Origin of the sequence: Halorubrum sp. CSM-61, assembly GCF_003781945.1 — an archaeon.
Lineage (GTDB): Archaea > Halobacteriota > Halobacteria > Halobacteriales > Haloferacaceae > Halorubrum.
In genome coordinates this window covers 277,580-291,954 of record NZ_RJJW01000002.1, presented here as the reverse complement: position 1 = coordinate 291,954, position 14,375 = coordinate 277,580, and the positions used below count along the sequence as shown (strand labels likewise).

The following is a 14,375-nucleotide window of genomic DNA, read 5'->3' as shown; positions in this document are numbered from 1 at the left end:
TCACGGCACCGACCGTGACGCCGCCTCTTTTTGAACCGGCGTAACGCCTCACCGAGAACTCCGACACGACCACCGATCCGATCATCCACACAGACGACTTACCCATGCCACTCGCCACCGACGACTTCCTCGACATCGACGACGTGACGCCGGCCGAACTGGACGCCCTGCTCGACCGCGCCGCCGCGATGAAGGCGGGCGAGACCGACCCCCGACTCGGCGACGCGACGCTCGGGATGATCTTCGAGAAGCCCTCGACTCGGACCCGCGTCTCCTTCGAGACGGGAATGACCCGGCTGGGCGGCCACGCGATGTTCCTCGGCCCCGACGACATCCAGTTGGGTCACGGCGAGCCGCTGCGCGACACCGCGCGCGTGCTCGGCCGGTACGTCGACGGCGTGATGGCCAGGCTGTTCGACCACGAGGACGTCGAGACCCTCGCCGCACACGCCGACTGCCCCGTGATCAACGGGCTCACGGACGAGGCGCACCCGTGCCAGACGCTCGCCGACCTCCTCACCATCCGCGAGACGGTCGGCGAGGACGCCACGGTCGCGTGGGTCGGCGACGGCAACAACGTCGGGCAGTCGTTCGTCGTCGGCGCGACGATGGCCGGGATCGACGTCGAGGTCGCCACCCCCGCAGCGTACGGGATGAACCCCGCCGTCTTCGACCGCGCCGCGGAGTTCGGCGCCGACGTGGAGCCCACTACGGACCCCGAGGCCGCGATCGACGGCGCCGACGTGGTCTACACCGACGTGTGGATCTCGATGGGACAGGAGGACGAGCGCGAGGAGAAGCTCGCCGCCTTCGAGGGGTTTCAGGTGAACGACGCCCTGCTCGCCGGCACCGACGCGAAGGTGATGCACTGCCTACCCGCGCACCGCGGCGAGGAGATCACGAACGACGTGTTGGAGTCCGACCGCGCGCTCGTCTGGGACCAGGCCGAAAACCGGATGCACGCGCAGAACGCGCTGCTCGTCGAGCTGCTCGGCGGGGAGTGAGAGCTGAGCGAGAGTTGGCTTGACCGAGAGCTATTTATAAGAAGATGTGCGGTGGCGCGTGCCTCCGAGTGGCCGCCGAAGGCGGCCGCAAGGAGCACGCGCGAGGGAGTCGCGAGTGACGTGGGCGACCGGAGGGAGCCCCGAGCGAGCGACGAGGCTGGGGAGGCGTGAGGCTGCGGTCGCTGTGCGGGGCGGGACTCAAAGGGGCAGCCGCGAGGAGGGCGCAGGCGATGTAAGCACCGCAACGAGGGAGCGAACAACGTGAGCGACCGAGTGAGGAGCGCAGCGAGCATGCGCCCTCCTCGCGGCTGGGGCTTTGGAGGTGTTCACTGTCGATCCGCAGTCAACGGCTTATAAGCGAGCGGCTGGATCTTTGGCGATGGCCTCCGCGACAACAAACGGATCACAAAAACCGGCTCTGTTGAACTCCTATTCTTCAGACATATTATTGTCTGAAACAGCCGGTCGATGAGAACTGCTTCGTGACTAATAACTGTAATTTAATATGTTCGGATGAAACGGGATCACCATGCCCTCCCTGAAGCGTAATTATATCGTCGCGGCGCTGGTGCTGATTGGCGTCTGTGGACTTGCGTATTGGATAGTCATGGCCCGAGCTCTAATCGGAGCAGGGTTCCTGCTTTCAGCGCTCGTCGTCGCCGTGCTGGTGTATTACGGCGGCGCAGAACGCCACACACTCACTCGCGCTACGATCGCTGTCACGGTTGTCTACGGCGTCTTCACGGTCCAACTGCTGCCGGCTGTCGTCGCCGCCTGTGTCGTCTACCTCTCCGCATGGCTCACCGGACCTGACAGTCCGTTTGACGAACCCGACACGGAGATATTCCCAGTTAGACAGACGACTACCGAGGAGTCAGAAGGCGCTGACTGACTGCCCGGATAACTCGTACAGATCGGTCTGCTATCGTTCTTTATTGAGCGATTCCTGGGGCCCCTGTACTGACCACACCTCGGTCAGAATGTGTTACTTTCTAAGGATTCCAACAGAGCCCAAAAACCCAATCCCAGATCTAGTTCCCGGTCCAGCGCAGCACCGCCAGCGTCCCCTCGTACAACACGATCATCGTCAGCGTCACGATGATCGGCGCCATCCCGGTCGGGTCGGGGCTGAACAAAAAGGCGATCCCGAGGAACGACCCCCAGAAGATCAGCCGCTTCGCCTCCAGCCACTGCCGGGTGACGAGGTTCATCATGATCGCGAGCATGATGAAAAGCGGGATCTGGAAGACGATCGCCATGAACGCCAGCATGATGACGATCAGGTTGAACGTCTCCGCGAGCCCGAAGGCGATCGTCGCGGCGTCGGAGGTGTAGGTGGTGAAATACGAGAAGATCGCGGGCAACACGAGGAAGTGCGCGAACGCGATCCCCACCCCGCCGAGCACGAGGCTCGTCGGGACCGCCGCGAGGTAGTAGCGCCGCTCGTTCTCGTACAGCCCCGGCTTCATGAACCGGTAGGTCTGGTAGACGAACGCCGGGAGCCCGACCACGACGCCCGCGAGTCCGGCGACTTTCAGCCGCGTGAGCGGGAGTTCGAGGGGGCCGTACAGCCGCGGCCGGTTCTCCATCGGCGCGGGGATGTGGTAGCTCCAGAAGTAGTTGATGAGCTCCGTCGACTCGGTGACGACGACCAGCGTCGCCAGCCCGCCGATGGCGAAGACGACGGCGAGCCGCCGCATCATCTCCTCGATGTGGGCCGCGAGCGGCATCTCCTCGTCCGTCTCCGGCGCCTCTAACCCCGAGAACTCCTCGTCGCTTTCGACGGCCGTCCCCCCGCCCGCGACCCCGCCGTCCTCGACGGTCGGGGCGTCGGGAGCGTCCTCGGGGAGGTCAGGGCGGGTGGAGTCGCCGCCTTCGCCGTCTTCGTCGCCGGAGTCGTCGTCGGCCGAACCGCCGGTGAGGTCCGGCTTCTCGCTGTCGTCGAGGTGTTTCGCGCTCCCGGGCTCGTGCGCGTCGAAGGTGCCGCCTTCGTCGTCCTCGTCGGCCGCGTTGCTCGGGTCGCCCGCGTCGTCCCCGTTCGCGCCGATCTCCGGCGTGACCTCGGGAGAGACCTCCGACTCGACGGACTCCGACTCGTCGCCCGCTCCGTCGTCGGCCGATCGACCGTTCTCAACGGGTTCGTCGCCCGTTTCGGCCGCTTCGTCGGCGTCGGCGCTGTCGACCCTCCCGTCGTCGTCGACCGAGTCGTCGTCGGGGGCCGAGGGCTCGTCACGCGACCGGTCCGAGTCGTCCATTCACTTCTTCTAGGCAACCGGGTGACTATAGGCCTTTTCGGATGGCGGCGAGCGTCGGCCCGACGCGCGGACGCGAGCGCGGTCGAAAAGGTTGATAACGGCGACGGACTTCCGGTCCCGTATGGCGAGTGCCCTCGACGAGGATACCCAGCAGTCGCTCGCGGAGGGACGCGAGTCGGCGAAGGCCTTCCTCCGGTCGGTGCAGAAAGACCTTCAGAAGGTGTTCGTCGTCTTCCTGTTGGGGTTCCTCGCGACGTTCTGGGCACTCCGCGTGTACGTCTGGGACGCTCTCAGAGCGGTCACCGAGGCGAACATGTCGCCCGCGGTCGCCGCCGAGACGGACGTGATCGCGACGACCCCGTTCGAGGTGATCCTCCTGCAGGCGAAGATCGGGCTGATCGTCGGCGTGATCTTCGCGATTCCGCCCTTCATCTACGTGGCCCGCGACGAGCTCCGCGCCCGCGGGGCGTGGCCGCAGTCGCCGGTCCCGCGCTGGAAGCTCGCCGCGATCTTCCTCCTCGGAGCCGGGCTCTTCACCGTGGGGGTCGCCTACGGCGTCTACGCCTTCTTCCCGATCATGTTCTCGTTCCTCGCCGGCTTCGGGCTGGAGGCCGGGCTCCAGCCGACCTACGGGATCGTGATGTGGACGGAGTTCATCGTCTTCCTCTCGCTGTCCTTCGGGCTCGCCGGCCAGATGCCGCTTCTCATCACCGGCCTCTCCTACTCGGGGATCGTCCAGTACGAGACGTTCCGCGACAAGTGGCGCTACGCGGTCGTCGCCATCTTCGTCTTCGGCGCGATGTTCTCCCCGCCGGACCCGTTCACCCAGCTGATGTGGGCGTTCCCGCTCATCGCCCTGTACGGCTTCAGCCTCTACCTCGCGAAGCTCGTCGTCACGGCCAAGCGGAGCTCCGACCGGATCGACGTGTTCGGCGCCGCGCGGAACCACTGGAACGTCGTCGGCGGCGCGGCCGTCCTCGGCGGCGGGCTCGTCTACGCCTTCTACGAGTACGGCGGCCGGACGGGCCTCAACGACCTCCTCCGGCTCGCCGGCAGCGACTGGCGCTTCCTCGAGCCCGGCGCCGGCCTCGGAGCCGACCCCGCGACGACGGCCGGGATCTACGCCGCCGTGTGGGCGTTCGCGTTCGTCGCCGTCGCGACGCTGTGGGCCGTCTACGCCGACCTCGACACGACGAGCGCGGGCTACCAGTACGGCGACCCCGCGGCCATCGACGTGAGCGAACTCGACGCGGCCGGCGTGCGCGCCGCCCCGGACGACGCGTTCGCGGAGATGGACGAGGAGGAGTCGCTGGCGCTCGCGCAGGCCGCGATCGACGACGACGACCCGGAGAAGGCGCAGGCGATCCTCGACCGGTTCGACGCGGTACACGAAGGCGGAGACGGAGATGGAGACGCCGACGGCACCTCGGGCGCCGACGCGGCGGGGACCGGAGGCGGTGGGGCGGGCGGTACCGGCGGCGCGGGCGACGACGGCCTCGTGGGAACCGTTCAGGACCGCACCTCCCGCGCGAGTTCCACGTTCCTCTCCGAGCTCACCGACGGCGACGAGGAGGAGGCCGAAGACGACATCGGCGGCTACTACACTGACCTCAAGTTCATCTTCGACTCGCTGCGCTCGCGGTCGTTCCGGCTCGTCGCCGTCTTCGGCGGCGTGATGGCGGCCGCGTTCACGTGGCTGTACCTCGGCGGGCTCGGGACGGTTCGCAACGATCTGGAGTCCCGCGTCCCCGCCGAGATCGAGGGCGGGATCAACATCATCACCCTCCACCCGGTCGAGGCGCTGATCTTCATGGTGAAGTTCTCCGTGCTGCTCGGGATCGTCGCCGTGTTCCCGGTCGTGCTCTACTACGCGTGGCCCGCTCTCCGCGAGCGCGGCTTCGTCGCCGGGCACATCTACCAGGTGTACCTCTGGGCGGGCGCGCTGTTCGCCGGTCTGATCGGCGGCTTCGCCCTCGGCTACGCGTACATCGCGCCCAGCCTCATCGGCTGGCTCGTCACCGACGCGCGGCTCGCCGATATGATAATCACCTACCAGGTGGGCGACTTCTTCTGGCTCGTCATCTACACCACGATCGGGATCGGCTTCCTCGCGGACATCCCGATCGCGATGCTCCTGTTGAACAACGCCGGAGTTCCCTACCGGGTCTTCCGGAACCGCTGGCGCGAGGTCACCGTCGGGATCATGCTGTTCGCGGCGGTGTTCACTCCCGCCGACGTGATCACGATGATCCTCGCGACGCTCCCGCTCATGGCGGCGTACGGCGTCGGTATCGGCGTCTTGTTCCTCGTCACGTTCGGCGGCCGGCGGAACCTCTCGCCGCCCTCGGAGCTCGTCGGGCGCTGACGGGCACCCGAGTCTCCTTCGTCTGCTCCCTTCGCCGCCAGCGCCGCAGACCGCCGAGACCGACGGGTATTCCCGCGCGCGCACGCAATAGTGAGGTACAAGATGAGCAAGGACTACATCGAGGTCCGCGGCGCCGAGGAGCACAACCTCAAGGACCTCGACGTCCGGATTCCACGGGAGGAGTTCACCGTCGTCACCGGGCTCTCCGGGTCGGGGAAGTCGTCGCTCGCGTTCGACACCGTCTACGCCGAGGGACAGCGCCGGTACATCGAGTCGCTGTCGGCGTACGCCCGCAACTTCCTCGGGCAGATGGACAAACCCCAGGTGGAGTCCGTCGAGGGGCTCTCGCCCGCGATCTCGATCGACCAGAAGAACGCCGCGAACAACCCCCGCTCGACCGTGGGGACCGTCACCGAGCTGCACGACTACCTCCGGCTGCTGTACGCCCGGATCGGCACCCAGTACGACCCCGTCACCGGCGAGGAGGTCGGCGAGCAGTCCGCACAGGACATGGTGAACCAGATCCTCGACCTGCCCGAGGGCACCCGCGCGAAGATCGCGGCGCCGGTCGTCCGCGACCAGAAGGGCGCGTTCGAGGACCGCTTCGAGGAGCTCGTGAGCGACGGGTACGCCCGCGTCGAGGTCGACGGCGAGCCGATCGACCTGACCTTGGACGACCCCGACCTCGACGAGAACTACGACCACACGATCGACGTGATCGTCGACCGCGTGACGATCTCGTCCGATGCCCGGTCGCGGATCACGGACTCCGTCGAGACCGCCTTGGAGGAGGCGGACGGCGCGCTCAAGCTGATCGTCCCCGACCCGCCCGAGGACGTGCCGTTCGCGTCGAACGCGCGCTCGACCGGATCGCTCGCGGCCGACGCCGATCGCGACGACCGGCTCGTCGTCGAGTTCTCCGAGGAGCTGGGCAACCCCAACTCCGACGTGCAGTTCTCCGCGATCGAGACGCGCTCGTTCTCCTTTAACAGCCCCTACGGGGCCTGTCCCGAGTGTGAGGGGATCGGCTCAACGAAGGAGGTCGACGAGGGCCTCGTCGTCGAGGACCCCTCCAAGCCCCTCAAACACGTCTTCGAGCCGTGGAGCTACGACCGCACCTACTACTCCCGCCAGCTCGACAACGTCGCCGACCACTTCGGCGTCTCGCTGGACGCGCCCTTCGAGGAGCTCGACGAGTCGATCCGGCGGCAGTTCCTCTACGGCACCGACGATCTGGTCCACTTCGAGTGGACCACCAAGAACGGCACCCGCGAGAAGACCGAGCGGTTCGAGGGCGTCATCCCGAACTTAGAGCGCCGTCACGTCGAGACCGACTCCGAGCGCGCCCGCGACCACATCGAGGAGTACATGGCCGTGACGACGTGCCCGGAGTGCGAGGGCACCCGCCTGAAAGAGCAGTCGCGGCACGTGTTCGTCGCGAGCACCGCGATCACCGAGGTCAACGAGATGTCGATCGCCGAGGCGCGCGAGCACTTCGAGGGGATGGAGGCGGAGCTGAACGAGCGCGAGACGACCATCGCCGCGGAGATCTTAAAAGAGATCCGCGCCCGGCTCGGCTTCATGGAGGAGGTCGGCCTGGAGTACCTCACGCTCGACCGCGAGGCGTCGACGCTCTCCGGCGGCGAGAGCCAGCGCATCCGGCTCGCGACGCAGGTCGGCTCGGGGCTCGTAGGCGTGCTGTACGTCTTAGACGAGCCGTCGATCGGGCTCCACCAGCGCGACAACGACCGCCTGCTGAACACCCTCGCGGGGCTCCGCGACCTCGGGAACACCCTCGTCGTCGTCGAGCACGACGAGGAGACGATGCGCCGCGCCGACGAGATCATCGACATGGGGCCCGGCCCCGGCAAGCGGGGCGGCGAGGTGGTCGCGCAGGGCGACTTCGACGACATCGTCGCGGCCGACGACTCGATCACCGCCGACTACCTCGCGGGCCGCAGGGAGATCCCGGTACCCGCCGAGCGCCGCGAGCCGGACGGCGAGCTGACGGTGCGGGGCGCCCGCCAGCACAACCTCAAGGACCTCGACGTGTCGGTCCCGCTCGGGACGCTGACGACGGTCACGGGCGTCTCCGGCTCCGGGAAGTCGACGCTCGTCCACGACGTGCTGTACAAGGGACTCGTCCGCGAGATGAACGACAACACTTCGGTCGACCCCGGCGAGCACGACGCGATCGAGGGGAAAGCGGGGATCGAGACGGTGCGGCTCATCGACCAGTCGCCGATCGGCCGGACGCCGCGCTCGAACCCCGCGACGTACACCGACGTGTTCGACTACGTCCGCGAGCTGTTCGCGGAGACCAAGCTCGCGAAGCGCCGCGGCTACGAGAAGGGCCGCTTCTCCTTCAACGTGAAGGGCGGGCGCTGCGAGGAGTGCGGCGGACAGGGGACCGTGAAGATCGAGATGAACTTCCTCTCGGACGTGTACGTCCCCTGCGAGGAGTGCGGCGGCGCGCGCTACAACGACGAGACGCTCGAGGTGGAGTACAAGGGCGCGACCATCTCGGACGTGCTCGACATGAGCGTCGACGAGGCGTACGACTTCTTCGAGAGCCACCGGGGGCTCCAGCGCCGCCTGAAGCTGCTGAAGGACGTGGGGCTCGGCTACATGGAGCTGGGCCAGCCCTCCACCACGCTCTCCGGCGGCGAGGCGCAGCGCGTGAAGCTCGCAGAGGAGCTCGGCAAGAAGGCGACCGGCGACACCCTCTACCTGCTCGACGAGCCGACGACGGGGCTCCACAAGGAGGACGAGCGCAAGCTGATCGACGTGCTCCACCGCCTCGTCGACGCCGGCAACACGGCCGTCGTCATCGAACACGAGCTCGACCTCGTCAAGAACGCCGACCGCGTGATCGACCTCGGTCCCGAGGGCGGCGACGGCGGCGGCGAACTGGTCGCCGGCGGGACCCCGGAGGACGTGGCCCGCGAGGAGGACTCGCACACCGGTCGGTACCTCCGCGACATGCTCCCCGACGTGGAGCTGGAGGGGCCGCGCGACGACCGCCGGAAGCCGGCGGCCGCGGACGACGACTGAGGGCGGGAACTTTGGTGTAGCACCTCCGTACGCCCGCACCCCCGCATCGCCGCACGCCCGGTACCATTTAGTGAGTCAGTCGCGCCGCAATCGTATGGCGACTCAGGCTGAGGACGCGGGGGAGACCATCTCGATGTCGTTGGAGCCGTCGGTGCCGTTCGCGGACCTCCCGCGAGACGAGCGGCGCGACGTGTTCTTCTCGCTCCCGGAAAGCGCTCGGGAGGCGCTCGTCGCGGACATGAGCCGGTCGCAACTGGAGGCGTTCACCGACCGGCTCGATCCGGACGAGGTGACCGACGTGCTCGGATACGCGGACCCGGAGACCCGCGAGGCGGTGCTCGCGACCCTCGACGCCGAGCGCCGCGAGAAGATCGACTTCCTGCTGTCGTTCGACCCCGAGAGCGCGGCCGGGCTGATGAACCTCGACTACGTCACCGTCGATCGGAGCCGGGGGTTCGACGCGGTGGCCGAGCGCGTCCGCCGCTTCGAGGAGCGCACGGGACGAGTACCGACGATCCTCGTCACCGACGGGGACGAGCTCCTCGGCGAGCTTCCCGGCGCGGCGATCTCGGTGGCGGACCCGGAGACCGAGCGGATCACGGACCACCTCCAGGAGACGCCCTCGGTTCGGTACGACCGCGACGACGAGGAGGTGCTCGCGGTGTTCCGGCAGAACAGCGAGCGGACCGTGGCGGTGCTCGACGAGGACGGCGACGTCTTGGGCGTGATCTACGCGAGCGACCTCCTCCGGCTGATCGACGAGGCCGCCGGCGAGACGCTCTACGAGTTCACCGGCGTCGCGGAGGAGGAGAGCGTGCTCGACGGGCCGGTCGAGAAGGTCCGGCGGCGGTACAAGTGGCTCGTCCTCAACCTCGCGACCGCGTTCATGGCCGCGGCGGTGGTCGGGCTCTTCGAGTCGACGATCGCCGCCGTCGCGATCCTCGCCGCGTACATGCCGGTGGTCGCGGGGATGGGTGGCAACGCCGGCACGCAGTCGATGGCGGTCACCGTCCGCGGCATCTCGCTCGGCCAGGTGTCGCTTTCGACCGGGAAGCGCGTCATCGCGAACGAGGCGATCGCCGGCGCGGCGAACGGGGTCATCACCGGGGCCTTGGTGGCGGTCATCGCGACCGCCTTCTCGTACGGTGAGTTCGGAGTCCTGCTCGGCGCCGTGATCGGCGTGTCGATGGTCGCGAACCTCGTCATCGCCGGCTTCTTCGGCGCGCTCACGCCGCTCGTCCTCGACAAGCTGGGCTACGACCCCGCCACGTCGGCGACCATCTTCATCACGACCGCGACCGACGTGCTCGGTTTCTTCGTCTTCCTCGGGCTCGCCGGCGCGGTGCTGTTGTAGCCCTCACGACGGGACCCCCTCACGGCCCAATATTCAAGCCGTGTCAACGCCAACGTTGACGCGAAATGGCAACGGCGGACGAGCAGATCCGGGTGAGCGACCGGGTGAAACGACACCTCGATCGCCGTCGGCAGAGCGGAGAGAGTTACAACGACGTGCTCGAACGGTTGCTGTCGGAGGGGAACGAGAGCGATTTCCACGACGGGTTCGGACTACTGTCGGACGAGCAGGCCGACCGGCTTCGCGAGAGACGTGAGGAGGCAAAAGCCGAGCAGAGAGAACGGATGCGTCGACTCAGCGAGCGTTTATGAAGGTCCTCGACGCGAACTTTCTCATCGACTACCTGAACGGAGAACCGGCCGTCGAGCGGTATTACGAGGCGAACGACGGCGACCGAGAGGCGTGGATCGCACCCGCACCGGCCTACGCCGAGACGCTGGTCGGCGTCGGAAACCTCCCCGACGCGTCGGTCGACGACGCGATCGGCGCGCTCGCTTGGACGGAGGTCTACGCGGTCGACGAAGCGGTGTCCGAGGAGGCGGGATACGTCGCCGACGAGGTCGGCGCCCAGGGACCGTTCCTCGACGGCGTCGACGCGACCGTCGCGGCCGTCGGACGCGAACTCGATTCGCCGGTGGTATCCGCCGACAGCGACCTCACACACGAAGAGACGCGAAAAGTGGTCGAGATCGAGAACTACCGATCGTCCAACCCGAAGCGGTAGCGCCGCGCGGCCGATTCCTCCCCGTCTCAGAACTTCTCCAGTAGGTCCCCGTAGAAGTCGCCGCCGCGGTCGCCGGCGAGCTTCTCGACGATGAGCTCCGGCGTCGACCGCGCGAGGTGTCCCTTGCGCGGCGAGCGGTTCACCCGGAGCTCGCCGTCGACGAGCCCGGCGGCCTCGATCCCGTCGACCGCCACGTCGAAGTCGGCGGCGTCGCGGATCTCGCGAGCCAGGTGGGAGACGAAGACGGCGGTGGCGTCCTGCTCGTCGAGCGCCTCGAGGATGCCGGCGATGATCTTCGCGGAGGCGCCCGGCTCCGTGATCGACTCCAGCTCGTCGACCAACACGAGCCGGCCGTCCGCGCCCTCGACGAGATCGCCGAAGTCCCGGAGCGTCGCCTCGAACGCGCCCGCGTCGAGGGTCCCCTGCGACTTGGCGTAGTAGTGGACCTCCTCGAACCGTTCGACCCTTGCCGACTCGGCGGGGACCGGCATCCCCATCTGCGCCAACACCACCACGAGCGCCACCAAATCGAGCGTGGAGGTCTTCCCGCCGGAGTTGACCCCCGAGAGGAGCGTCGCGCCCGAGACCGCGTAGTCGACCGGCTCGGCGTCCTCGAAGTCGACGTCGAGGAGCGGGGAGCGACCGCCCTCGATGCGGAAGCCCGCCGTTTCGCCGGCTCCCTCCTCGCGGCCCCCGTCCGGGTCGACCACCTCGGGCATGACGCAGTCGAAGTCGCGCGCGAACCGCGCGATCGCCAGCTCCACGTCGAGTTCGAGGGCGTCGCGCACCAGCTCCTCCACGGGCTCCCGCAGGTCGCCGAGGTCGCTCGCGAGCTCCGCCTTCAGCCGGGCGGCCCGTCGGTCGCGCGCCGCCGAGAGCTCGGTGCGGAGCCGCGACACCGCGCTCTCGTCGTGCTCGACCGGAAAGGAGGGGTCGCCGCCGAAGACGCGGTCGGCGAGCTCCGCCTCCTCGGGCTCCAAGCGGAGCGCGTCCGCGAGGTGCTCGCGGGCGCGCTCGATGGCCTCGTCGTACTCGTCGGCCAGCTCGCGGTCCAGAAGCGAGTCGACGCGGGCGCCCTGCTCGACCAGGGAGAGGAAGTCGGTCCCCTCGATGGTCACGTCGCGCTCGCGGATCGCCTCACGGAGCCGGTCGTCGGCGACCGACTCCGCGGTCGACACCGCGGCGTCGAGATCGTCGACGGCGGCGGTCAGCCGTTCGAGCTCTCCGTCGCCGACGACCGTCCCGTCGTCGTCGAGCCGCGCGAGCGCGTCGCGGAGGCGGTCGAGGTCGGCCGCGGGGTCGCCGTCGGCGACGGGATCGCCCGCCGCCGCGGCCGCCTCGTGGACCGCCGCGGCGGCCTCCAGCCGCTCGCGGTTCGCGGCGAAGAAGGCGAGCAGGCGCTCGGGGACGGTCTCGGCGGGCTCGTCGAGGGCGTTCGGGCGGACGTGAACGTCGCCCTCGACGTCGAGCCCGGCGAACTCCTCGTCCAAGACGATCACGGTCGCGTACGACCGCGCGAGTTCGGAGATATCGCGAGTGTCCTCGACCGTCTCGACCGACAGCTCCGGGACCGCCGACTCGGCGCGGGCGAGGGTCTCGGCGTCGGCCGTCGCGAGACAGCGGTCGCGCACCCGGACGGTCGGCGGGTCCGCCAGCGGTTCGACCCCGGCCAGCGCCTCGCGGATCGCGGGGTCGGGGTCGCGTTCGACCGCGTCCTCGACGAACGCCTGCGCCTCGTCGATCCGCGAGGCCGAGGCGCTCGGGTAGAACGTCTCCAGCCGCTTCGCGGCGTAGTCGGTGACGGTGCGCTCGCGCAGCAGGTCGATCGCCTCCCGGTACACCTCGCGGGCGCGGTCGGTCGCCAGCACGCGCCCGTCGTCGCCGTGTCGCCGTCGGATCGCGCCGCGGGCGATGCGGGCCGCTCGGGCCTCGTTGACGCCGGGAGCGCGGGCGATCGCGGCCACGTCGCCGGACTCGACGGTCGCGACCGGATCGTCGAGCTCGCGTAACGCCGCGGCCGTCTTCGCGCCGACGCCGGGGATCGCCTCCAACTCCATCTGTCCGCGGGTATCGCGGCAACGCGCAAAAGGATAGGGGGTCCCGAGCCGCCAGGGCGGCCACGTCGACCCCACTTGATCCCGATCGTCCGCGGCCGACGCGCTTTTTCCCGCCGACCGCGAATCCGGGTTCATGAGCCAGCACACCCTCGCCGCCGACGGGAGCGACCTCGCCCCCGAGACGGCGGCGAAAGCGGCGGCCGCCCGCGACGCGCTCGCCGAGCGCGACGGGGTCCTCGTCGCCTTCTCCGGCGGGGTCGACTCCGCGGTCGTCGCGGCGCTCGCGCGCGACGCGCTCGGCGACGACGCGGTCGCCTGTACGGCGCGCAGCGAGACGCTGCCGGCCGCGGAGCTCGACGACGCGACGCGGGTCGCCGACGAGATCGGAATCCGCCACGAGACGGTCACCTTCTCGGAGCTCGACGACCCGAACTTCGTCGCCAACGACGGCGACCGGTGTTACCACTGCCGGACGATGCGGCTCGGCCGGATGTACGAGACGGCTCAAGAGCTCGGTATCGGCACCGTCTGCGACGGGACCAACGCCGACGACCCCGGCGAGGGCCACCGCCCCGGCCTGCGCGCGGTCGAGGAGCTCGACGTGTTCTCGCCGCTTTTGGACGCCGAGATCACGAAAGACGAGGTCCGCGAGATCGCCGCGGCGTACGACCTGTCGGTCGCCGACAAGCCCTCCATGGCGTGTCTCTCCTCGCGGATCCCGACCGGGCTGGAGGTGACGGAGGAGCGGTTGACTCGCGTCGAGAAGGCCGAGCGGGTGCTCCGCGAGTGGGGGTTCGAGGGGTTCCGCGTCCGCGACCACGACGGGCTCGCGCGCGTCGAGATCGCGCCCGACGAGCTGGAGCGCGCGCTCGATCCCGCCTTCGCCGACGCGGTCCACGAGCACCTCACCGACGCGGGGTTCGAGTACGTCACCCTCGACATGGCCGGCTATCGCACCGGGAGCGTGAGTCCGGGCGGCAATGAGGGTGAGAGCGAGGGAGAGGGGGAAGGCGACGAGGGAACCGACGCCGACGGACCGAACGTCGACCTCGGCCGACGGTACCCTCGCTGAGGCGGTCGCGGATCGGACGCGACGCGGCGACCGCGACGAGGCGTTATCACCCGAGAGAACCCGACGCGAACGTTTATCTGCCGTGTTGACGAACCGACACCTATGAGCGAGGCGAAGACGCTCGCGATCATCGCGGGCGGCGTGGGCGGAGCCGTCGGCGCGTTCGTCGGCGTCGCGGTCGGCGGCGACACGCTCGGCGTGACCCTGACGACGCTCGTCGTCGCCGTGCTCGTCGGCGCGGCGGTGATCGCGAGCGCGGTCATCGCCGGCGACGTGGAGTTCTTCGCGAGCGCCGACGGGGAGTGAGTTCGGACTCGGTGAGCGGTCCCGCTGAAACCGTCAGCCGATGAGTGATAGCGGGAGTGAGTATTGCAGATCGGCGTCCGCGCTTCAATATTTAAAAGCAACCGTGAGTGACGCCGATGATCGCTTTTAAAGCTACAACGCAGTGGCGCGTGCCTGCGAGGCCGCCTCGCGGCCGAGCAGCACG

At 68.7% G+C, this 14,375-nt stretch carries 11 protein-coding genes; 9 read left to right on the top strand and 2 right to left on the bottom strand.

The window, feature by feature from the left end:
- Window positions 1–104: 104 nt before the first annotated feature.
- Together argF and EDM04_RS04465 are read left to right on the top strand one after the other, a co-directional pair.
- Window positions 105–1,004 carry an ornithine carbamoyltransferase gene (argF, locus tag EDM04_RS04470; RefSeq protein ID WP_123619955.1) on the top strand — a complete coding sequence of 300 codons (900 nt, stop codon included), beginning with the start codon at window positions 105–107 and terminating at the stop codon, window positions 1,002–1,004.
- Between the two features lie 529 nt (window positions 1,005–1,533).
- The gene (locus EDM04_RS04465) at window positions 1,534–1,896 is read left to right on the top strand and encodes a hypothetical protein (RefSeq protein ID WP_123619954.1); all 363 of its coding nucleotides are present in this window, start codon (window positions 1,534–1,536) and stop codon (window positions 1,894–1,896) included.
- 139 nt (window positions 1,897–2,035) lie between these two features.
- Here EDM04_RS04465 and EDM04_RS04460 read toward each other — a convergent pair whose 3' ends face one another.
- On the bottom strand, window positions 2,036–3,259 hold the full coding sequence (locus EDM04_RS04460; protein WP_123619953.1) for a twin-arginine translocase subunit TatC: 1,224 nt from the start codon (window positions 3,257–3,259) through the stop codon (window positions 2,036–2,038).
- Window positions 3,260–3,380: 121 nt separating this feature from the next.
- Between EDM04_RS04460 and EDM04_RS04455 the strand changes: the two genes are divergently transcribed.
- From EDM04_RS04455 to EDM04_RS04435, 5 genes are all read left to right on the top strand, one after another.
- A complete protein-coding gene (locus EDM04_RS04455; RefSeq protein ID WP_123619952.1) occupies window positions 3,381–5,624 on the top strand; it encodes a twin-arginine translocase subunit TatC in 2,244 nt (747 codons plus the stop codon).
- A gap of 102 nt (window positions 5,625–5,726) precedes the next feature.
- A complete protein-coding gene (gene uvrA, locus EDM04_RS04450) occupies window positions 5,727–8,678 on the top strand; it encodes an excinuclease ABC subunit UvrA (RefSeq protein ID WP_123619951.1) in 2,952 nt (983 codons plus the stop codon).
- 94 nt (window positions 8,679–8,772) lie between these two features.
- Window positions 8,773–10,032, top strand: coding sequence for a magnesium transporter (locus tag EDM04_RS04445; RefSeq protein ID WP_123619950.1), 1,260 nt, complete (start codon window positions 8,773–8,775; stop codon window positions 10,030–10,032).
- Between the two features lie 65 nt (window positions 10,033–10,097).
- Complete coding sequence (locus tag EDM04_RS04440) at window positions 10,098–10,343, top strand: antitoxin VapB family protein (RefSeq protein WP_123619949.1); 246 nt, start codon at window positions 10,098–10,100, stop codon at window positions 10,341–10,343.
- Window positions 10,340–10,756, top strand: coding sequence for a PIN domain-containing protein (locus tag EDM04_RS04435; protein ID WP_123619948.1), 417 nt, complete (start codon window positions 10,340–10,342; stop codon window positions 10,754–10,756). Before EDM04_RS04440 ends, EDM04_RS04435 begins: the two co-directional genes overlap by 4 nt.
- 26 nt (window positions 10,757–10,782) lie before the next feature.
- Here the strand turns inward: EDM04_RS04435 and EDM04_RS04430 are convergent, their stop codons facing one another.
- On the bottom strand, window positions 10,783–12,813 hold the full coding sequence (locus EDM04_RS04430) for a helix-hairpin-helix domain-containing protein (protein ID WP_123619947.1): 2,031 nt from the start codon (window positions 12,811–12,813) through the stop codon (window positions 10,783–10,785).
- A 133-nt stretch (window positions 12,814–12,946) separates the two neighbouring features.
- On the opposite strand from EDM04_RS04430, the gene larE reads away from it, so the two are divergent.
- Window positions 12,947–13,885 carry an ATP-dependent sacrificial sulfur transferase LarE gene (gene larE, locus EDM04_RS04425; protein ID WP_123619946.1) on the top strand — a complete coding sequence of 313 codons (939 nt, stop codon included), beginning with the start codon at window positions 12,947–12,949 and terminating at the stop codon, window positions 13,883–13,885.
- Between the two features lie 102 nt (window positions 13,886–13,987).
- Complete coding sequence (locus EDM04_RS04420; RefSeq protein ID WP_123619945.1) at window positions 13,988–14,191, top strand: hypothetical protein; 204 nt, start codon at window positions 13,988–13,990, stop codon at window positions 14,189–14,191.
- The last annotated feature ends 184 nt before the right edge of the window (window positions 14,192–14,375 follow it).

Coding starts and splice junctions, on each gene's coding strand:
- argF (WP_123619955.1), top strand. CDS start 105: ATGCCACTCGCCACCGACGACTTCCTCGACATCGACGACGTGACGCCG.
- EDM04_RS04465 (WP_123619954.1), top strand. CDS start 1,534: ATGCCCTCCCTGAAGCGTAATTATATCGTCGCGGCGCTGGTGCTGATT.
- EDM04_RS04460 (WP_123619953.1), bottom strand. CDS start 3,259: ATGGACGACTCGGACCGGTCGCGTGACGAGCCCTCGGCCCCCGACGAC.
- EDM04_RS04455 (WP_123619952.1), top strand. CDS start 3,381: ATGGCGAGTGCCCTCGACGAGGATACCCAGCAGTCGCTCGCGGAGGGA.
- uvrA (WP_123619951.1), top strand. CDS start 5,727: ATGAGCAAGGACTACATCGAGGTCCGCGGCGCCGAGGAGCACAACCTC.
- EDM04_RS04445 (WP_123619950.1), top strand. CDS start 8,773: ATGGCGACTCAGGCTGAGGACGCGGGGGAGACCATCTCGATGTCGTTG.
- EDM04_RS04440 (WP_123619949.1), top strand. CDS start 10,098: ATGGCAACGGCGGACGAGCAGATCCGGGTGAGCGACCGGGTGAAACGA.
- EDM04_RS04435 (WP_123619948.1), top strand. CDS start 10,340: ATGAAGGTCCTCGACGCGAACTTTCTCATCGACTACCTGAACGGAGAA.
- EDM04_RS04430 (WP_123619947.1), bottom strand. CDS start 12,813: ATGGAGTTGGAGGCGATCCCCGGCGTCGGCGCGAAGACGGCCGCGGCG.
- larE (WP_123619946.1), top strand. CDS start 12,947: ATGAGCCAGCACACCCTCGCCGCCGACGGGAGCGACCTCGCCCCCGAG.
- EDM04_RS04420 (WP_123619945.1), top strand. CDS start 13,988: ATGAGCGAGGCGAAGACGCTCGCGATCATCGCGGGCGGCGTGGGCGGA.